This window comes from Nostoc sp. NZL (assembly GCF_015714705.1).
In the GTDB taxonomy this organism is placed as follows: domain Bacteria; phylum Cyanobacteriota; class Cyanobacteriia; order Cyanobacteriales; family Nostocaceae; genus Nostoc; species Nostoc foliaceum_A.
Window position 1 is genome coordinate 1 of record NZ_WBKL01000209.1, and the last position, 20,844, is coordinate 20,844.

The following is a 20,844-nucleotide window of genomic DNA, read 5'->3' on the forward strand; positions in this document are numbered from 1 at the left end:
TCTTTTACTTGTGTAAAATATTCCTGAAATTTAGTGGTAATGTCTTTGCTATCTATGCTATGTGCAAAAGATGCTTTGGTTTTGCTTTTCTTGTTCTCAAATCCGGTTGACATTACTCGAACCTTGCACCTAGATGGATTAAATCTTACCCTAGCTCGGATTGTGCCACTTTGTTTCCAACCTGATTGCTGATCAGGCAAGTCCGCTTGTCAATAGCGTTTGAGACGCGCTAACCCTGGTCTTTATGGCGACAATTGGGTTAATTTCATGGAAAATTCTTATGAGTTAGTTACTGAATTATTGAGATTAAGTCCTAATAAGCGTAAGTACTACCAGCAAGGAGAGAGAGCTATGAGGCTTATTCTATCTGCATCCTAGCCCTTTTTTTAGCCCCGCAAGGTTTACTTGCCTGCTGGATGTCAGCAGATGCAGGTGATTTGTGATCACATCAGTCGGGTGTATTCCGATTCGCTGAAGGAGACAGTCAGAAATCTGTTGCAGTCGTTAGGGAAGGTGAATCGGGCTTATTTAACGGCTGTCGAAGAGAAATTATTGATGCTTTTGGAGTCGGAGTATGGGAGAATACCCTGAACAATTTTGGCAATTTGGCATCCAATGTCTTTGGGTTACAGTTTCAATGGAGATATCAACACAACGGGACAGTCAAGAAGTTGTACGAGGGATAGGGCAAAACTTTCCGCTTCTGGTGTCCCGTGCTATGCCAGTTGTCAAATGAGTGCTGTAGAACTGCTCTACATAATTTATACAGCGCTCATAAGTGAACGCCATCACTCTGCAACTGGCTAGAAATGAACGAAACCAAATAGAATCCCAGAAGATGAAAGATGTAGATAGCTAGATTGCTGTATAGTTTGGATTATGCCAGATTATTCTCTAAAGAGTTGCTCTATGATCGCTCTACCTGGTATTTTTATCCAAAACAAAATATACGAAAGTTCTAATTCTCTAGTGTATCGAGGCATTAGAGAGGATGGAGTAGGGATCATCGTAAAAATGCTAAAGTTTGATTATCCCTCACCTCAAGAACTGACCCGCTACAGACAGGAATATAAAATTACCCGTTCCCTGAATTTAGAAGGAGTTATTAAAGCATACAGCCAGCAAGACTATCAACGGACTCTGGTGATTATCTTAGAAGATTTTGGAGGAGAGTCCCTAGAGCAATGGATGCATAAGCGTCCAGATATCTTCTGCCCCATGCCTTTATCCAAATTTTTAAGTATTGCGATCGCTAGTTGCGATATTCTGGGCAGAATCCATGCAGCCAATATCATTCATAAAGATATCAACCCTGGAAACATAGTCTTTAATCTGGATACTGGCGTTGTCAAAATTATTGACTTTGGGATTGCGACCCAATTTAACCGCACGAATCCGACTTTTAAAAGTCCTCATGTGTTAGAAGGAACACTTGCATATTTATCTCCAGAGCAAACCGGGCGGATGAACCGGATGCTCGACTATCGCACCGATTTCTACTCGCTAGGCGTAACCTTCTACGAACTGTTAACTGGACAGCTACCGTTCCCCACTCAAGACATCCTGGAGCTAGTTCATTGTCATATTGCCAAACCGCCGATTCCTGTGCATAAATTGAACGCCACGATTCCCAAACCTATTTCAGGCATAATTTTGAAGTTGATGGCGAAAAATGCAGAAGAACGCTATCAAAGTGCCTGGGGGATCAAAGCGGATTTAGAACGCTGTACAGAGCAATTTACAACAACAGGTCAAATTGCTCATATTCAATTAGGTCTGCAAGATGTTTCGGATCAGTTTCAGATTCCCCAAAAGCTGTATGGACGCGAAGCGGAGATTGCAGCATTATTGGCGGCGTTTGAAAGAGTAGCCCCAAGAGGGAATGTTGGCGAAGCCCACCGACCAGAGTCAGGCATAGAAAATCCTCAATTCAAAGTCGAAATGATGTTGGTTTCTGGCTATGCGGGAATTGGCAAATCAGCATTAGTGCAGGAACTCTATAAGCCGATCACAGCAAACCGCGGTTATTTCATATCGGGTAAATTTGACCAATTCAGGCGCAATATTCCCTACAGCGCCATTGTGGATGCCCTGCAAAAGTTGGTGCAGCAACTTCTGGGGGAACCGGATGAGCAAGTGCAACAGTGGCGATCGCGTCTGCTGACGGCATTAGGGAGTAACGGACAAATTATCGTAGATGTGATTCCCGAAGTAGAACTGATTATCGGCAAGCAGCTACCCGTCCCAGAGGTAGGAGCCACAGAAGCTCAAAATCGTTTTAATCGAGTTTTCCAGCAGTTTATTCGAGTATTTTGTTCCCAAGAACATCCTCTGGTGATCTTTTTAGATGACTTACAATGGGCAGATTCAGCCACGCTGAAGTTAATCGAACTAATGATGCTTGACGAGCAAACCCAATTTCTATTTCTGATCGGAGCCTATCGAGATAATGAAGTGAATCCAGCGCATCCACTGGCATTAACGCTGGAGCGATTGAGGAAACAAAGGGCAGTGCTTCAAGAAATCATTCTGGCACCCTTAACGCTCTTGCCGTTGAGTCAGTTGATTGCCGAGACGTTGCATCAAAATACTGACACTGTGCGCTCCTTAGCTGAGTTGGTATTGCATAAAACGGAGGGCAATCCTTTCTTCGTTGGTGAATTTTTGAAGCTGCTGTATGGCGAAAACCTGTTGACCTTTGATGCCCAACAGTTAAGCTGGCAGTGGAACTTAGCTGAGATTGAAGCTCAAGATATCACTGCTAATGTGGTGGAGTTGCTATTGCGACAGTTACAGAAATTGCCGGAAGCAACACAGAAAGTCCTCTCCATAGCGGCTTGTGTTGGGTCTGAGTTTGATTTAGAAACGTTGGCGATCGTTTGCGAAAAATCACCGAAAGCAATTTTTCAGGATTTATTAGAAGCAATACAAGCGGGATTAATTCAACCTCTGTCTGACTTGGACGAAGACTTGTTGGTTCAAGAGTATAAGTTTTCGCACGATCGCGTTCAGCAAGCGGCTTATGCTTTGATTGATGAATCGCAGAAACAGGTTGTTCATCTCCAAATCGGTGGCAATTTGCTCGAAAAAACTTCACCAGAGCAACGATCCGATCGGTTGTTTGAAATCATCGATCATCTCAATCAAGGACTTAAGCTAGTCACTGCTCGATCAGAACGAACTGAAATTGCCAGATTGAATTTAATGGCAGGTCAGAAAGCAAAGGCAGCAACGGCTTATGAAGCAGCTTTTAAGTATTTCACTACAGGGCTTAAACTCCTCAATTCAGAGAGTTGGCAGAGTGAGTATGATCTCACCTTAGCGCTGTACTCAGAAGCAGCAGAAGCGGCGTATCTCCAGGGTTGCTTTGATGAGATGGAACAGTTGGTAGAAGTGGTACTCGATCGTGCCAAAACAGTGGTTGACAAAGTGCAGGCTTACGATAGCAGAATTCAAGGATATTCGTCACAGGGCAACCTGAAAGAAACACTAAAAACTGGGTTGGAAGCGTTAAAGCTCTTGGGAATAGATTTAATAGAAAATCCAAGTCGGGCAGATATTCAAAGGGAATTGGAGTCAACGGCTGCACTACTCGCTGAACGAGAAATCGAAGACTTGAGTAATTTACCAGAGATGACTGCACCAGAACCACTGGCAGCTATAACAATCCTATCGAATATGGGGTCTGCTGCATTTATAACGTTACCAGCACTGTGGATACTGATTATATGCAGAACGGTAAATTTATCAATCAACTACGGTAATACTATCTGGTCACCGCTGTATTATGCCTGCTATGGGTTTGTTCTATGTGGAGTTGTTCAAGACATTGAACTCGGCTATAAATTTGGTCAATTGGCTCTTACCTCGGCAGAACGATTGAATACCAAAAAAGGCAAGGCTAGAGCATTACAGGTATTTAGTGAGCATGTTATGCAATGGAAAGTACATCTTAAGGAGCCGATACCACTGCTGGTTGAGGCTTATCAGGAAGGAGTGGAAACCGGAGACTTTGAAATCGCTGGTTATGCTGCATATTACGTGTGCCATAACTCATTTTTTGCTGGGGAGGAACTTACTCAACTGGAACAAAAAACAGTAATTTACAGCAAAGCGATCGATCAAATTAGACGAGAAAGTCCCTCGAATTGGCTGACAATATTGCGGCAGACTATTCTTAATTTGTTAGATAGGTCTCTTAATCCCAGTCGCTTAGTTGGTCGGGTGTGTAATGAAGAGGAGGCGTTATCACACGCTATTGCAGTTAAAGATGAAACTGCAATTCAAATACTCTATTTGCACAAAGTCATGTTGTGTTATCTATTTGAAGAACACCATCAAGCTGAACAGACTGCTATTTTGGCAAGGCAACATTTTGAAGAGGTGTCAGCAATAACGGTTCTACCTATATTCTGTTTCTATCATTCTCTAGCGCTTTTGAGCCTATCGCTCGATGCTTCAAACTCCCAAAGAGCAGCTTGGCTAAACTGTGTTAACACCAACCAAGAAAAGATGCAGAAATGGGCAGAACACGCCCCAATGAATTATCTACATAAATTTTATCTAGTCGAGGCAGAGAAAGCACGAGTCTTAGGGCAATTTCTTGAGGCTGAAGAGTTTTATGAACGGGCGATCGCAGGTGCTGCTGAAAATGAGTATATCCAGGAAGAAGCATTAGCTTATGAATTAGCGGCTAAACACTATCTAGCGCGAGGTCGAGAAAAAATTGCTCAAACCTACATGAAAGAGGCGCACTATTGCTACGATCGCTGGGGCGCAACCGCTAAAGTTAAAGACTTAGAAACCCGCTATCCACAGTTCTTTTCTCAGTCGTCTAGAGCCGCTTCTGCATCAATTCCTATTACTGCTGAAACTATCACTAATCCCTTCCATACTGCTTTCGATTTAGCAGCAGTGATGAAAGCTTCACAGGCAATTTCTCGTGAAATTGAACTGAAGCAATTGCTGCGATCACTGATGCAAACTTTAATTGAGAATGCTGGCGCACAAACCGGATATCTGATTTTAGAAAACTCAGGAGAATGGTCGATTGAAGCGGCTTGTGAACTCAATACCGATGAAAATGCTTGTGCGACTCAGGTGTTACAGTCTATTCCAATTGCCGATCAATTACCAGAATCAATCATTCAATATGTGATTCGGACTCTAAAGCCTGTCACCTTAAATGATGCGACTCGTGAAGGTGCTTTTATTAATGAGCCATATATTCAACAGAACCAGCCTCAATCTGTTTTCTGTTTGCCGCTGCTGAATCAAGCCAAGCTGGTCGGTGTATTGTATTTAGAAAATCGGTTAGCAGCTGGAGTATTTACACCAGAGCGATCGCAGGTCTTGCAGCTATTATCGACTCAAGCAGCGATCGCCATCGAAAATGCCAACCTTTACTCAGAACTGCGGGCTAAGGAAAGCAAGATCACCCAGTTCCTCGAAGCGATTCCGGTGGGAATTGCGATCGTGGATGCGGCGGGTCGCCCTTACTATACCAACCAATGCGGCAATCAACTCACGGGCAAAGAAACTGATACTTCCATAGCACCGGAGCAGATATCAGAGGCTTATCAGCTTTATGTAGCGGGAACGGATCAAATCTATCCAGCGGAGAGCTTGCCTATTGTGCGGGCATTAAGGGGCGAACGCATTAGGACTGAAGATATAGAAATTCGTCGAGATCATGTCACAATTCTAATTGAGGCACGGGGAACACCAGTTTTTGATCAACAGGGCAATATCACTTATGCGATCGCTACCTTTCAGGACATTACAGAGCGCAAACAAGCCGAGAAACTCCTAGCCGACTACAACTGCACTTTAGAGCAACAGGTCGCAGAACGAACTGCTGCGTTACGACAAAGTGAAGCCAATTACCGCAACTTAATACAAACCGCGAACTCAGTCATCCTTCGTTATGATACGCAAGGACGGATTCGATACATCAATGATTATGGGATGAAATTCTTGGGCTATGAAGACCATCAGATTTTAGGACGAACCCTATTTGAAACGATCGTTCCAGAAACCAATACCTATGGACGCGATCTCAGACCCTTTATCCGTGATTTACTTCGCAATCCTCAATCTTACCCGCAAGTCGAGGGTGAAAACCTGTGTCGAGACGGTCGGCGAGTTTGGATGGCCTGGTCGAATCAAGCCATCTTCAATGAACAGGGAGAGTTAGTTGAAATCTTATCGGTTGGCAATGACACCACCCAGCGTAAACAAGCAGAAGAGGCATTACAACGCAGTGAAGCCAAGTTCCGAACTATCTTTGAAAACTCGCAGGTCGGCATCTTCCGAGTCCGCCTCTCGGATGGATTACTTCTCGATGCCAATCAACGCCATGCCAATCTGTTTGGCTTTGATTCACCAGAGGAGATCATTGGGCTTGAACACGTCATAGGCTATTATGCAGATCCTAGCGATCACCAACACCTCATTGAGTTGCTGAAGCGGGATCGGGAAGTGCGAAGCTTTGAAGTCCAGATGCGAAAACGAGATGGGACATTGTTTTGGGGGCTTTTCTCTCTTTATCTGAATGCAGGCGATGACTACACCGAAGGGGTAGTTGCAGATATTAGCGATCGCAAACAAGCAGAAGCCGCTCTACAAAATAGTGAGGAACGGCTGCGCCTGGCACTAACAGCCACAAATCAAGGACTCTACGATCTCGACTTAAAAACTGAAGAAAGAATTGTTAACCCGGAATACGCTTTAATGCTGGGCTACAATCCAGCAACATTTCACGAAACCATTTCTGAATGGATTGCTCGTTTGCATCCTGATGACAGAGAATCAGTTGTCGCAACCTACCGTGCTTACATTGCTGGAGAAATCTCCAGCTATCGAGCAGAGTATCGCCAGCGTACCCAGGATGGTCAGTGGAAATGGACTCTTTCTGTTGGCAAAATTGTTGCCTGGGACGAATCAGGTCAACCCATGCGGATGTTGGGAACCCACGTTGACATTAACGATCGCAAGCAAGCAGAAGAAGCCCTACAAGTCTCAGAGTCAAAGCTACGGACTCTAATTGAGGCAATTCCCGATCCATTATTTGTACTGACTGCTGAAGGGCGATTCCTTGAAATAATCGTACTGGAACGAAATCTGCTATGGCAACCCTTTGAGGAGATGATTGGTAAAACCATGCATCAACTCGGAAGGGAACAAGCCGATGAATTTCTAGGTTATATTCAGCAGGTGCTGAGAACCCAACAAACCCTCACGGTCGAGTACAGTGCGTTTCTAAATGGACGAGAAGCCTGGTTTTCGGCTCGCATTGCCCCAATCGACCACGATCAGGTGATTTGGCTGGCGCGAGATATTACGGCGCTGAAGCAAGCAGAAGAAGCCTCAATTTTAGAGGAGCGCAACCGCATGGCACGCGAAATTCACGACACACTCGCTCAGGCGTTTACAGGCATTCTGGCTCAGGTCGGAGCTGCCAACCAGGTACTAACGGATGATTTAGAAGCAGCTCAGGCACATCTAGACCTGATCAAAGAATTGGCACGAACTGGATTGACTGAAGCGCGGCGATCGGTCGTGGCACTCCGTCCCCAGCTTTTGGAGGAGGGCAGCCTACAGAGCGCTCTACATCGTCTCATCGCTCAAATCAGAACTGCCGCAATGGATGTCACTCTATATTATGAGATTGAGGGTGCAGTGTATTCTCTACCCACTGAAGTCGAGAATAACTTACTACGAATTGGGCAGGAAGCCTTAACCAATGCGATTAGATACGCCAATGCTGACGAAATTCGAGTGGAGCTAGTCTACGATCGCGACCAGTTTTGCTTGCGCGTGAGAGACAATGGACAGGGCTTTGGAGTTGGAAGTATTTCAGCCTCTGAGGGTTTTGGCTTACTAGGCATGAGCGAACGAGCAGAGCGTATCGGTGCACAACTCACGATTCAGAGCCAACCTGGACAAGGAACAGAGATTATTGTCACCGTAGATCGGGAGTAGCATCACGATGAGCCAAGCCACAACAATTCGGGTTCTCATTGCGGACGATCACGCCATTTTTCGGCAAGGATTAGCCACGATTATTAACCGTGACCCAGATATGCAGGTGATTGCCCAAGCCGAAAATGGGGAACAGGCGATCGCCTTATTTCGGGAACACCAACCAGATGTAACGCTAATGGATCTGCGAATGCCTGAAGTGGAAGGAGTTGCCGCCATTGGTGCAATTTGTGCGATCGTTAAATCTGCTCGGATTATTGTACTGACCACGTATGATAGTGACGAAGATATTTATCGGGGATTGCAGGCAGGAGCAAAAGGATATCTGTTGAAAGAAACTGAACCTGACGAGCTTCTGAATTCTATTCGTACCGTTCATCGGGGTCAGAAGTATATTCCGCCCGATGTAGGAGCAAAGTTGGTACAGCGCCTCAGCAATCCAGAACTGAGTGAAAGAGAACTAGCAGTACTCCGCTCACTGGCTCAGGGGATGAGTAATGCTGATATTGCGACTGCTTTGAGTATTGGTGAAGGCACGGTTAAATCTCATGTCAATCGGATTTTGAATAAGTTAGATGTCAGCGATCGCACCCAAGCTGTGATTGTTGCCGTTAAGCGCGGCATTGTAAGTTTGTAGGATGTACTTTCGATCAAATTCGGATTCTAACTTAAGTTAGAGCCTACCTTCTATCTTAAGAAGGAGCGGCTGCTCCATCAAATTACAGCCTAAAAATGTTAACTCACTGTAGACGACAACTAAAAGCCAATTGCTTATATTGAATTCATGTGGATTGAGCAAGTGAATCACAAGGTTCCATGCTTGATACAGATGTAGAAAGATGATCGACGACCATAGTTCCAGTTCTTTAGTTGTGCCAGCTTCAACCCAAGATCACAGTCAAGGTGTGCTAAGTGCCGCCGTGGTATTAGTGATGTATGGGGATTATCAATGTCCTAGAAGTGCAGCCGTTTACAAGCTGATTAAAATCATTCGGCAAGAGCTTACGGTTTCTTTTGGAGAGGATTATTTATGTTTTATCTTCCGCCATTTTCCACAGATCCAGATTCATCCCCAGGCACAACGGGCAGCCCAAGCAGCCGTTGCCGCCGCCGCCCAAGGAAAGTTTTGGTTAATGAGCGATACTTTATTTGACCATCAACAAAGGTTGGAGAACGGTTATCTTATCGAGTACGCCAATGATTTAGGGCTTGACATTCCTCAATTTCTCAAAGAGTTGTCTAAACAAGTGCATGTCGATCGCATCAATGAAGATATCGAAGGCGGAATACAGAGTGGAGTGACGACTACCCCAGCCCTGTTTATCAATGGAATTCGGTATACCGAGCGCTGGAACACGACGGAGTTGATGGCTGCCATGATTGCTGCAAGTCATTAAGTTCCCCGATCTTTGCTCTCAATTCATATCTGACTTGTCTGTAAGTGCTATAAGCTATCTAATTTCGATGGCTAGATTTTGCCTGTTTCACTGAATAAAATTGCCGCTTTTTGAACCATGACAACAGTTACCATGCCAACAACTGAATTCCTGCGTATTGATTTAGTCAATTACAAATCAGTATTTCATTGAGGATAATTCTATGACGCATTTACTAGTACAAGGCAAGAATGATTCTGGGTATGAAGGTACACCTCAGACTGATTCTCTTCAGGACTCCTCAGTTAATTATGCCCTGATTGCGATCGCGCAAGAAGTTACTGAGTTGCTGAGACAAGCTTACCCGATACAAACTGATGAAATTAAAACAGGAGAAACAAAATGATACTGCAAGATAAAGTGGCGTTAGTTACAGGCGGCACATCGGGAATCGGTAGAGCAACGGCGTTAGCGTTCGCGTAGCGTTCCGTTGGCGAAGCCTCTCGTAGAGAAGGAAAGCTTAACGAAGTTATCGCATTTGGTGCTGCTGGAGCAAAGGTAGTATTCTCAGGCAGACGTGATGCAGAAGGTGAAAAAACCGCCAAACTGATTCGCGAAACAGGCGCTGAATGCTTATACGTCTATTGAAACAAGTTCACTAACATCACAAGAATCTGACAAATCATTTTAAGAATCTGAAAGCAGTCAAGCATTGGAACTCAAGACACTTTAGATAGATAGAACCAGGAGTATTTAATCATGGTCAAAGAGCAAACTGTAGACGGACAAGCAAATTTACAAGCAACTACCAATTTGACACCAGCCCAGGAGTCTTTGCAAGCACTTTGGGAAGAGCATTTACAGTACGAGTTTGGCACTCACAGTACTGAAGATGCCCTCGCTACGATGGTTGAAGATGCTTACGTTAACCACATCCCGGTAATGACTGGGGGAGTCGGGAAACCAGCACTGCGCGAGTTTTATTCCAAATACCTCATTCCACAGATGCCGCCGGACACGGAGTTGACCCTAATCTCGCGCACGATCGGGACAGATCAACTCGTGGATGAAATGATGGCTAAGTTCACTCATACTGTTTGGATGGAATGGATATTACCCGGCGTTGCTCCCACCGGAAAACGGGTGGAAGTGCCAGTAGTAGCGATCGTCCAGTTCCGTGATGGCAAACTAGCCCACGAACATATTTACTGGGATCAGGCAAGTGTATTGGTTCAAGTCGGCTTGCTCGATCCGGGTACACTTCCCGTCGTGGGCGTTGACAGTGCGCGTAAGGCGATCGATCCCAACTTACCTTCAAACACACTAATCGAGCGCGACTAAGTGTAGGAGCCAGCAAACATCAATACCCAAACCCGCCATTTTGCAACCAGGATCGTTCAGTGTCAGCCCGCAGAAGCCATCGAGAAATATGTCGGCGACGTGTACATCCAGCACAACCCAGCGGTGGCCGGCGGGAAGCAGGCTTTCATCGAATATTTCGAGAGGATAGCGAAAGAATATCCGGGCAAGTGCGTCCAGTTTAAGCGCGTCTTCGCTGAAGGCGATTATGTAGTCTTGCATTGCTGCCAACAATGGCCGGACGACAACGACTGGGCAGGCATCGACATTTTCCGCCTGGATGATAAAGGCAAGATAGTCGAGCATTGGGACGTGCTTCAGACTATCCCGGAAGCGTCGGCTAACGATAACACGATGTTCTAAACAGTTGAGTGCTGGTCGTGTAAAGGCCGGGTTGTACAACAACACTGTTTATTCTAAATCAAGGATAATTACCACAGATGGAATCTATGAAAGCAGCCGTATTAACTGCGTTTGGTGATGCTGAGAAGTTTGAGATTCAAACGGTTCCCACACCAACACTGAAGGCGCATCAGGTGTTAGTCAGAGTTTGTGCAACCTCGATTAACCCGGTCGATTACCAAACTCGTCGTGGTGATTACAAGGAACTAGTTCGATTACCCGCCATCCTTGGAGTCGATGTTTCAGGGGTGATTGAGGCAATTGGCGAAGCTGTGACTGATTTCAAGGTGGGAGACAACGTGTACTACTCGCCGCAAATTTTTGGAGAATTCGGTAGCTATGCTCAGTATCATGTGGCTGATGCAGCGATTGTTGCATTGAAGCCTGCAAATCTATCGCACATTGAAGCAGCTTCTTTTCCGCTTGCAGGCGGAACTGCTTGGGATTGTCTAGTGACTAGGGGCAATCTACAAGTTGGTGAAACAGTTCTCATCCATGCGGGTGCGGGTGGAGTGGGTTCGATCGCAGTTCAACTCGCCAAAGCGATAGGGGCATACGTTTTTGCGACGTGTAGTTCTAGAAACCGAGATTTCGTGACAGAACTGGGCGCAGATCGGGTGATTGATTACAAAAATGAAGATTACGTAGAAGTCATTCGTCAAGAAACAAATGGACTGGGTGTGGATTTAGTTCTAGATACGATCGGCAAAGAAACAATTCAGCGTAGTCTAGAAATCATTCGTCCCTTTGGTAGGCTTACAAGCATTGTAGACATTGCAATACCGCAATCGCTTCTTGAAGCATGGGGTAAGAATCTGACGATTCATTTTGTTTTTTCACCCCAGTACCGAGCAAAATTAGAGGCTTTGACAAAACTCATCGAGCGTCATCAGCTTCGCCCAGTGATTGATTCAGTATTTTCTTGGGATCAGGTCGTTCTGGCACATCAGCGTCTAGAGCAGGGAGGAACACGGGGCAAGATCGTGCTGAAATTTACAGAAGATTAAACCAGCCTTACGAGGTTGGTAATTGCTAAACGGATCGGATTTTGATTGTGTGCTGAAGGTCAATATTGATTGGAACAGGAGAAACAGGATGATACTGCAAGATAAAGTAGCGTTAGTCACTGGCGGAACTTCGGGAATTGGTCGTGCAACCGCGATCGCTTATGCCCAACAACAAGCAAAGGTAGTGGTGGTGGGTCGTCGAATGGATGAAGGTGAAGAAACTGTTCGATTGATTCAGAAAGCCGATGGAGAGGCGATTTTTGTGCAAGCAGATGTCACGAGAGAAGCCGATGTTAAAGCAATGGTTGATAAAGCGGTTGGCGTTTTTGGTCGGTTAGATATTGCCTTTAATAATGCAGGAACTGTCGGCGAAAATCCCTCATTGATTGAGCAAACAGAAGCTGAATACGAGCGCATGATGAACGTCAATGTCAAAGGCGTTTGGTTGTCGATGAAATATGAAATTGCTCAGATGTTGAAACAGGGAAGTGGTTCAATCGTCAATACGGCATCTGCGAATGGAGTAGTTGCACTTCCTGGCGTACCCCTCTACACCGCGAGTAAACATGCGGTAGTAGGCTTAACAAAAGCTGCTGCGCTCCAATATGCCAAAGCGGGTATTCGCATCAATGTCGTTGCACCAGCGGCAATCGAAACAGATATGTTTGAAGCAGCTACAGGTGGACAGGATGAAGCCAAAGCTTACATAACAGGACTTCACCCGATCGGACGAATTGGAACACCGCTTGAAGTTGCAAATGCAGTTCTGTTTTTATCATCTGACCTGGCATCGTTTGTAACAGGTACAACATTGCTGGTAGATGGTGGGTTTGTAGCGCAGTAGTCGAAAGGCAGTGCGAAATGTTTGATACAGCACTTCAAGCGACTCACTAAAGCAACACTGAAATCGGTTCGCTAATTCCATAGGAAACTCCATAGGAATCTGCAAGAAGTTGAGTGTTGGAACTGACTACACTCAAGTGAACTAAGACAAAGAGAACTTAGGAGTTGATGATTATATCCAAAGTTGGAGAACAGAAAAAGATGATGAACCAAAACAAAGAGATTTACGAGTGCGTCATTGTCGGTGGCGGTTCCGCTGGACTCAGTGCGGCACTGCTTTTAGGCAGAAGTCGCCGTCGAGTGTTAGTCTGCGACAAAGGGAATCCGCGTAACGCTCCCGCACACGAGTCGCACAGCTTTTTCACCCGCGATGGCATCAGTCCGCATGAACTTTTGAGCATCGGGCGCGACCAGCTCAAACCTTATAAAAGCGTTGAATTTCAAGCGATCGGGGTCAAGGAAATCAACCCATCTGGCAATCAATTTGAAGTTGTGTTTGAGGATGGCACGATAAAAAAAACGCGCAAAATTTTGCTGGCTTTCGGGGTAATGGATGAATTTCCAGCTCTCGAAAACTTTGGTGATTTCTGGGGCAAAAGCGTGTTTCATTGTCCCTATTGCCATGCCTGGGAAGTGTGCGACGAGCCGCTTGCCATTGTTGGAAATGGCGAAACGGGCATCGAAATGGCGGCATTGCTGAAAAATTGGAGTGCTGATTTAGTCCTCTGCACCAACGGCAAAGCCGATCTAACCGCTGATCAAAGGACACTGTTGGAAAACCACAAAATCCTTGTCCGCGAAGAGAAAATCATCCGACTCGAAGGCGATAACGGACAATTGGAAAACATTGTTTTTGAGACAAATGAGAAAATTGCGCGTCGCGGAATACTGATCCGACTAAAGCAAACACTCCGTTCAAACCTAGCTGAAAAGTTAGGCTGTGAGTTGAATGAATTCAATTTAATCAAGACGACCAATGTTTTTAACGAAACTAGCGTCAAAGGTGTTTATGCGGCAGGTGACATCACTTCACCCATGCAAGTGATCGTCGCTGCTGTTTTTCAGGGTAGCGTTGCTGCTAGCGGCTTAAATCACTCTCTGATTATGGAAGATTTCGTCTAAATCAAGGTAATTCAATCTTCATCAGAACAAGCATCGTGGCTGGTCTAGTTTCATAGACCAAGAGAGTAGGGAAAGTCATGCGTGTTAATTACATATCAAGTCTACAGAGCGATCTAATGATGCAATCTTTGTGGTTTTTTGGTTCTTACCTTACCATCCTTGCTGCTCGACGCCGGACATTTTGCGCTGGAGACTCATGCAGAAGAGGTAGCAACGTTGATCCGCGCGTTCCTTGACAGAACGCTCGGTTCCACGCTGCGTCTTGAAGGTGATTGCACAAGAATCTGACAAAACACCCTAAGAATTTGAAAGAAACCGAGCATTAGGAGTCATTACACTCAGACGATGAAAACAGCAGATAGGAAGCAAAAACACATTCTTCGCGATAAGGGACATTCTATGAAACCCTATCATATGCCCGGTGCCTGTTCGCTGGCTAATCTCATCGTTCTTGAATGGATTGGTATGCCGCACGAAATCGTCAGGATGAGTCTTGAAAGCATCAAGTCACCAGACTATAGCTGTAGCCAATTAGATTAGGACACAGACTATAAGTCAAGATAGTCGCCGTAAAACAACCATCATTAATCACGTAACTAAAAAGGAGTTTGATCGTGCAGAAAATCGCACTTGACACCATCACTCAAGCCGTCATTAATCATGGCGATCGCGGCAAATCTCACCCGCGACTCTATGAAATTTACACGAGCTTGATTCCACATTTGCATGACTTTGTTCGTGAGGTGAATCTGACAGAATCAGAATTGCAGCAGGGACGTAATTTTCTCAACCAGGCAAGTCATCACACTCAAGAGATTCCCACTGGAGAGATCCATTTGTTGACGGATCTACTAGGGATCTCAGAGTTGGTAGAATTGCTGCACGATGCCCATCGCGGTACAGAAAGCAATTTAGAAGGACCATTGTATGTGCCGAATGCACCAGAACGGCAGATGGGCGATCGCTTGGGTATTGATGCAGAAGGAGACGCGCTTTTCCTGTCAGGCAGAGTTTTCAATTTGAACGGTCAACCGATCGCCAATGCTGTGATTGATGTTTGGCAACCCAACTCCAAAGGATTATATGATATCCAAGATCCATCTCAGCCGCTGGGGAACTTTCGGGGACGTTTCAAAACGAACGAGAGTGGAAAGTATATGTTTGAAACCGTGGTGCCAATAGGTTACAAGGTGCCAGCCAGTGGTCCATCTGGCGAGTTGTTGCGACTGTTGGGACGGCATCCCTGGCGGGCAGCTCACATCCATTTCAAAGTCAGTGCCCCAGAGTACACGTCGCTGACAACACAAATTTTTATTGCTGGTGATCCTCACCTGAATTCAGATACAACCTTTGCAGTGCGATCAATGATCGTTGAATTACAAAAGCACGAAGCGCTAGACGAACTCAAGGCACGGAATCAAAGTAAACAGTTTTACACAACGGAATTTGATTTTGTGTTGAAACCCGTTACTCTCTCTAGCAGAGAATTATAAAGCAACGGTTGCACATTATGTCTACACCATCAATCCAGAACAATCCGCTAATTGGCATTTGGAAGTTAATTTCTGCAACCGCCATTTACGCTGATGGAACGGTGACTCCAGACGTGTATGGAACTCATCCGGTTGGCTACATCACTTACACATCAGATGGTCACATGATGGTGATGTTTTCTAGGAGCGATCGCTCAGCGCTGAGTCAGGAGGTCAGATCACCGCTGACTCCCCAGATGCAATCTTTACCCGTGGAAGAGCTTGCTCAAGCATTTACAACATTCAATGCTTACGCTGGAACTTATACGTTGAGTGGCAACACAGTAACTCACCAGATCAAAATTGCATCAATTCCTAATCGCGTTGGTACAACGTTAGTTCGCACCTTTACTCTTAATGAGAGCCGACTAACGCTCGTGACGCCGCCAGTCTTGAGTGATGGTGTTGAAGCGGTTTTTGAGCTGCTGTGGGAACGCATTATAGCAAGGGGAGTTCGTTGTCGATAACGAAGTAGAGGCAAGTACGATCACTTTTCACTCACTGAAAACGTCGCTATCCTCGGTTATCTCGACGGACGAAACTGGCTCACTGGCGAACGATCGATTGCCGCTCCCTACCTGTTCGTCATTCTGCGCTGGGCGATCAACACTCAGGCTGGTTGTCATTCCCGGCGGGGCGCACGCCATCAACTGGACTCACGCTGATCAGATCAATCCCCTGTTGCTGGACTTTCTTCAGCAGGAATAATCAGTGATCTGCTGCATTTCTGGCTTGCGAAAAAACTCTGTGATTCACCCCGTTGAGTCAGGCTCAAATGATACACATATTTGTCTAGTTCTGAAGAGGCAATTCTATGACTGTCCCCACTCAAACGTCTCGAACCGTTGCCGGAGTAATCAACAGCGTTGAAACACTCGAAGGGGCCGGATTTCTTGTACGTCGGCCCTTTCCCAAAAGTAGCTTCTCTGAATTTGACCCGTTTCTCCTCCTCGACGAGTTGGGTCCGATTAATCTAAAGCCGGGTCAGGCAAAAGGTGCACCCGATCATCCGCACCGGGGCTTTGAAACCGTCAGCTATGTCTTGGATGGACGGTTAGAACACAAAGATTCTGCGGGGCACGCCGGGCTACTAAATCCGGGTGATGTCCAGTGGATGACAGCAGGTGCCGGGGTCGTGCATTCCGAGATGCCGGAGCCAATGTTTACCCGAACTGGTGGACGGCTCCACGGCATTCAACTATGGGTCAATCTGCCACAACGAGACAAAATGATGCCGCCCCGCTATCAGGAAATTCCAGCGGCTCACATTCCGGTAGCTCAAACCGAAGATAGGTCTGTGACAGTGCGGGTGATTGCGGGAGAAGCGTTAGGAGCAAAAGCCGTAATTCAGACGCGCACGCCGATAACTTACCTCCACTTCACACTGCAACCAGGAGCAACGATGATCCAGCCTGTAACAAAAGAGTACAACGCCTTTGTCTATGTACTGGAGGGAGCTGGGTTGTTTGGGACAAAGCCAACGCCTGGTGATGATGGGCAGATGGTGCTCTTTTCTCAAGATGGAGAAGATGTGGTGATCTCCAACCCTGCTGATGCTCAGCGTCCTTTAGATCTTCTGCTGATTGCAGGTGTACCCCTTAACGAACCAGTCGTGCGCTACGGTCCATTTGTCATGAACACTGAAGCTGAAATTACCCAGGCGATCAACGACTACCAGGAAGGAAGGATGGGACGGATTGATGCTTAACACATCTCAATATCAAATTAGTCAACATCAACGCTTGAGTGAGATACGAATCAAACTACTGCATCTGCACAAGCTTTTACTAGAGACTGAGCGTCTTACCTATGAGCAAGTTCGAGGGCAAGTTTCTAGAGGTGAATTGCTACAACTGGTGATTAGTCATAAGCAGTTTGCCTGGTTGCATCGACTCTCAGAATTGATTATCCAAATCGATGAGTTGCGTCATGCCGATGAACCTGTTACATCAGAAGCAATTGAAGCGATTGACAGTGACATTCGGACACTGCTCAGCCCCGACGAATCGGGCGATGAGTTTGCCATGAAGTATAACACGGCGCTTCAACGCCACCCCGATGTCGTGTTAGCTCATGCAGATGTCATGATGTTGCTGACCTCTGACAGTATTTAACCCGCTTTACCACAGTCTGGAATTGCTTCGGGAACAGCTTTTGAGGATCTGCCGGAAGATTGGTTATGTCCAGTCTGTGGCGCGAAGAATGTGAAAAAACTGTGTCATTCACCCCGTTGAGTCAGACTCACACGCTAGGGCGTGTCTGAAAAGTAAACATTGAATGGAGACTTATAGCGATGTCTAAAAATCCAAAAATCGGCTTAGAAGGACTGCTTCGTCCAGAAGATAGCATCCTGGTACTGATTGACCACCAGCCCTATCAGTTCACCAACTTGAACAGCCATGAACCTACGATGATCATTAACAATGTTATTGGTCTTGCTAAATCGGCAAAGGTGTTCAACGTACCAACAATCTTTACCACAGTCATTGAAGAGAGAGGAGGTTACATCATTAAGGGAGTACAGGATGTTTTTCCTGATCAAAAACCGATCAACCGCACTTTCATCAATACCTGGGAAGATCCAAACGTTACAGATGTAGTGAAGAAAAGTGGCCGCAAGCAACTTATACTTGCTGCGCTTTACACCGAAATCTGTCTCGCAATGCCAGCAATCCAGGCGCTTGGTGAAGGTTATGAAGTATTCATCGTTACCGATGCTTCGGGTGGTGTTACTGCGGAAGCTCATGACATGGCTGTTCGCCGTATGGTTCAGGCTGGCGCAATTCCAATCAACTGGATGGCTGTACTTGCTGAATGGCAGCGTGACTGGGCACGCACAGAAACATCTGCGGGTGTATCAGATATTATTCTTGAGCATGGCGGTGCTAGTGCGGTGGCCCTTGCCTGGGAACTTCAGCTTCTTGCAACAACCCCTCCAGCGACCTCAGGTGGACACTAATACTTGAGGTTTCCTCTACGGAAGCAACAAGTAAAATAGGAGACAGCATTTTGAAAAAGATAAAATACTGTCTCTGTCTCAAGCGTTAGTGATTCATCTGTTGCGCCACTATTCTGAGGTCGTACAAATTATCATGCCTGAGAATAGAAGCTTAACTTACAGCCAATTGCAGCAGGCGATCGATTACATTCATGCTCATCTGAATCGTGATTTATCCTTAGCCGAACTGGCAAGTGTAGTTAACATCAGCCCGACTTACTGTGCAAGTTTGTTTAAGCGAACGATGGGGATTTCGCCCCATCAGTACGTAATTCAACGGCGCGTGGAACAGGCAAATTTCTCGTCCAAAATTCACAGATTCTGAACTTGCTCCGATTGTGTAATTGCAAGCCTAAACTTATGCTGATCCAAAAACTAAACGACTGTGAAGAAATTATCGCTGGAGATGGAACTGTTCTGCGCGAACTGCTTCATCCTGACAAACAAGACATCAACTTGCGTTACAGTTTGGCGCATGCGATCTTACCTGTTGGCAAAACTTCGATTCCCCATTCTCTAAAAACTTCTGAGGTTTATTACATCATTAGCGGTGTTGGCGAAATGTCGATCGACAGTGAAGTTCGTCGCATTGAACCAGGTGATGCGGTTTACATTCCTCCAAATGCAATCCAGTTCCTTCACAACTACGGCAACAAACCCATTGTTTTCGTTTGTCTAGTTGATCCAGCTTGGCGCAAAGAAGACGAAACGATTTATGCACCAGTCTGATTCATGCAAATCTCACTGCTAGGGATGATTGATCACGATCTTAGGAAACCCAGCCATCGTTTTCAGTCAATGTTCATTGAAACTCTCTAGGAGCCATCATGAGTACTGCTGTAGTGAATGGCGCGTCCCATGTTGTGATGGTTGCCCATGCAGATGCTGTTGCCAAGCTCATCGATTGTGCTGCAACCGCGCTATAGACGAGGCATAAACGCATCTGGCTACATCACTGGAAAATCTTTAGTGATCGATGGCGGATACACAGCGAACTGGCCCATTTCAAGAGAGAACAGACGAGCTTGATTTTCTGATCACATCTACAAGGAGGGATTCTATGTCAACTTTTGTCTTAGTTCATGGCTCCTGGCATGATGGTTCTGCTTGGCAGGCAGTCATTGATCAACTAGAAGCAAAGGGACATCATGCTTTTGCGCCCACGATCGCTGGACATGGCAAAGGCGTGAACAAAAACGTCAACCATGCTCAATGCACGCAATCGATCGTCGATTACATTGTGAGTAAAGACTTAAACGATATCGTTCTAGTCGGACATAGTTTCGGTGGGACAATTATTGCCAAAGTTGCTGAAGCAATCAGCGATGGCTTCGCCGGCCAAAGGCAACGCATTCGACGACTCATCTTCTTCAATGCCTTTGTCCTCAATGATGGTGAAAGCCTCAACGATAACACCCCACCGCACTCTCAAGCGTTATCCGAGCAGCTAGCGAGACAATCGGGCGATCATACGGTGATGCTACCTTTTGAGATTTGGCGAGAAGCGTTTATCAACGACGCTGACCTCGAACTGGCTCGATCGAGTTACGCACAATTATCGCCTGAACCGTATCAACCGTGGCTTGACAAGTTAGACCTGAAGCAGTTTTACTCGCTGCCCATCCCCAAAAGCTACCTCTACTGTACCGAAGACAACGTCCTTCCTCAAGGCGATTGGGGTTGGCATCCCAGAATGTCTAGCCGCTTGGGACTATTTCGGTTGGTGCAAATGTCCGGTAGTCATGAGGTGATGTTTTCCAACCCGGTCGGCTTGGCAGAAAAGATGATTGCGGCAGGGCGCGACTAGCTGATGGTTGAGATGAACAACAGACAATCGCTTATCCCCGAAACAAGGGCGCTAACCGATCAGAATTTGACCAACTGTTCACCGTTGTCTCCTACCAGGGATACCAAAAAACTATGACCTGCGAACATCTCAACAATCTAACTGTGGAAAACCTGATTTCTAAAGCAGCCTATCCCATATTTCGTTGTGAAGAGTGCATTAAAATAAATAGCTGCTGGGTACACCTCCGGATTTGCCAAACCTGTGGCAAAATGCTGTGCTGCGATTCCTCTAAGCATCAACATGCTCGCCGTCATTATGAAGCAACCAATCATGCAGTGGTTAGTTCGGCTGAATTAGGGGAGCAGTGGTTATGGTGTTTTGCAGATGAACAGGGAAAAGACTATTGATAGCGATTCTGATTTCATCTAGATTT

General features: G+C 45.9%; 20 protein-coding genes and 2 pseudogenes. All 22 read left to right on the forward strand.

The annotated features are described in order from the left end of the window. Positions 1-237: 237 nt before the first annotated feature. Positions 238-378: pseudogene (locus tag F8R90_RS31280) on the forward strand (IS4 family transposase); the annotation flags it as partial. Between the two features lie 196 nt (positions 379-574). Beyond that, complete coding sequence (locus F8R90_RS31285) at positions 575-736, forward strand: hypothetical protein (protein ID WP_196513963.1); 162 nt, start codon at positions 575-577, stop codon at positions 734-736. A 173-nt stretch (positions 737-909) separates the two neighbouring features. Further along, positions 910-7,983 (forward strand): PAS domain S-box protein, encoded by a 7,074-nt coding sequence (locus F8R90_RS31290; protein WP_196513964.1) that lies wholly within the window; start codon positions 910-912, stop codon positions 7,981-7,983. Positions 7,984-7,990: 7 nt separating this feature from the next. Next, positions 7,991-8,620: a response regulator gene (locus F8R90_RS31295; RefSeq protein ID WP_196513965.1), complete on the forward strand. Its 630-nt coding sequence runs from the start codon at positions 7,991-7,993 to the stop codon at positions 8,618-8,620. 202 nt (positions 8,621-8,822) lie between these two features. Beyond that, entirely contained in the window at positions 8,823-9,380 is a 558-nt protein-coding gene (locus F8R90_RS31300) for a DsbA family protein (RefSeq protein WP_196513966.1), read from the forward strand. Between the two features lie 202 nt (positions 9,381-9,582). Further along, entirely contained in the window at positions 9,583-9,765 is a 183-nt protein-coding gene (locus F8R90_RS31305) for a hypothetical protein (protein WP_196513967.1), read from the forward strand. Further along, a pseudogene (locus F8R90_RS33250) lies at positions 9,762-10,001 on the forward strand (oxidoreductase); the annotation flags it as partial. The gene F8R90_RS31305 and the pseudogene F8R90_RS33250, both read left to right, overlap by 4 nt. Before the next feature lie 117 nt (positions 10,002-10,118). After that, positions 10,119-10,700 carry an ester cyclase gene (locus tag F8R90_RS31315; protein WP_196513969.1) on the forward strand — a complete coding sequence of 194 codons (582 nt, stop codon included), beginning with the start codon at positions 10,119-10,121 and terminating at the stop codon, positions 10,698-10,700. Positions 10,701-10,823: 123 nt separating this feature from the next. Continuing rightward, positions 10,824-11,081: a nuclear transport factor 2 family protein gene (locus F8R90_RS33970; RefSeq protein WP_442946771.1), complete on the forward strand. Its 258-nt coding sequence runs from the start codon at positions 10,824-10,826 to the stop codon at positions 11,079-11,081. A 77-nt stretch (positions 11,082-11,158) separates the two neighbouring features. Continuing rightward, positions 11,159-12,127 (forward strand): zinc-dependent alcohol dehydrogenase family protein, encoded by a 969-nt coding sequence (locus F8R90_RS31325; protein WP_196513971.1) that lies wholly within the window; start codon positions 11,159-11,161, stop codon positions 12,125-12,127. A gap of 88 nt (positions 12,128-12,215) precedes the next feature. Continuing rightward, positions 12,216-12,971 (forward strand): SDR family oxidoreductase, encoded by a 756-nt coding sequence (locus F8R90_RS31330; protein ID WP_196513972.1) that lies wholly within the window; start codon positions 12,216-12,218, stop codon positions 12,969-12,971. A 200-nt stretch (positions 12,972-13,171) separates the two neighbouring features. After that, positions 13,172-14,092, forward strand: a complete 921-nt coding sequence (locus F8R90_RS31335; RefSeq protein ID WP_230967183.1) for an NAD(P)/FAD-dependent oxidoreductase — start codon at positions 13,172-13,174, stop codon at positions 14,090-14,092. 614 nt (positions 14,093-14,706) lie between these two features. Then, on the forward strand, positions 14,707-15,585 hold the full coding sequence (locus tag F8R90_RS31340) for a dioxygenase family protein (protein ID WP_196513974.1): 879 nt from the start codon (positions 14,707-14,709) through the stop codon (positions 15,583-15,585). A 17-nt stretch (positions 15,586-15,602) separates the two neighbouring features. Further along, a complete protein-coding gene (locus F8R90_RS31345) occupies positions 15,603-16,091 on the forward strand; it encodes a lipocalin-like domain-containing protein (RefSeq protein ID WP_196513975.1) in 489 nt (162 codons plus the stop codon). Positions 16,092-16,438: 347 nt separating this feature from the next. Next, positions 16,439-17,332, forward strand: coding sequence for a pirin family protein (locus F8R90_RS31350; RefSeq protein WP_196513976.1), 894 nt, complete (start codon positions 16,439-16,441; stop codon positions 17,330-17,332). Next, a complete protein-coding gene (locus F8R90_RS31355; protein WP_196513977.1) occupies positions 17,325-17,738 on the forward strand; it encodes a hypothetical protein in 414 nt (137 codons plus the stop codon). The genes F8R90_RS31350 and F8R90_RS31355 overlap by 8 nt, the downstream gene beginning before the upstream one ends. 21 nt (positions 17,739-17,759) lie before the next feature. Then, positions 17,760-17,858 carry a rubredoxin gene (locus F8R90_RS31360; RefSeq protein ID WP_196513991.1) on the forward strand — a complete coding sequence of 33 codons (99 nt, stop codon included), beginning with the start codon at positions 17,760-17,762 and terminating at the stop codon, positions 17,856-17,858. Positions 17,859-17,917: 59 nt separating this feature from the next. Further along, positions 17,918-18,583 (forward strand): hydrolase, encoded by a 666-nt coding sequence (locus tag F8R90_RS31365; protein ID WP_196513978.1) that lies wholly within the window; start codon positions 17,918-17,920, stop codon positions 18,581-18,583. A 133-nt stretch (positions 18,584-18,716) separates the two neighbouring features. Then, the gene (locus tag F8R90_RS31370) at positions 18,717-18,947 is read left to right on the forward strand and encodes an AraC family transcriptional regulator (protein ID WP_196513979.1); all 231 of its coding nucleotides are present in this window, start codon (positions 18,717-18,719) and stop codon (positions 18,945-18,947) included. 35 nt (positions 18,948-18,982) lie between these two features. Next, positions 18,983-19,351, forward strand: a complete 369-nt coding sequence (locus F8R90_RS31375; protein WP_193948160.1) for a cupin domain-containing protein — start codon at positions 18,983-18,985, stop codon at positions 19,349-19,351. 331 nt (positions 19,352-19,682) lie between these two features. Then, entirely contained in the window at positions 19,683-20,429 is a 747-nt protein-coding gene (locus F8R90_RS31380; protein WP_196513980.1) for an alpha/beta fold hydrolase, read from the forward strand. Between the two features lie 113 nt (positions 20,430-20,542). Beyond that, positions 20,543-20,818: a UBP-type zinc finger domain-containing protein gene (locus F8R90_RS31385; RefSeq protein ID WP_196513981.1), complete on the forward strand. Its 276-nt coding sequence runs from the start codon at positions 20,543-20,545 to the stop codon at positions 20,816-20,818. The last annotated feature ends 26 nt before the right edge of the window (positions 20,819-20,844 follow it).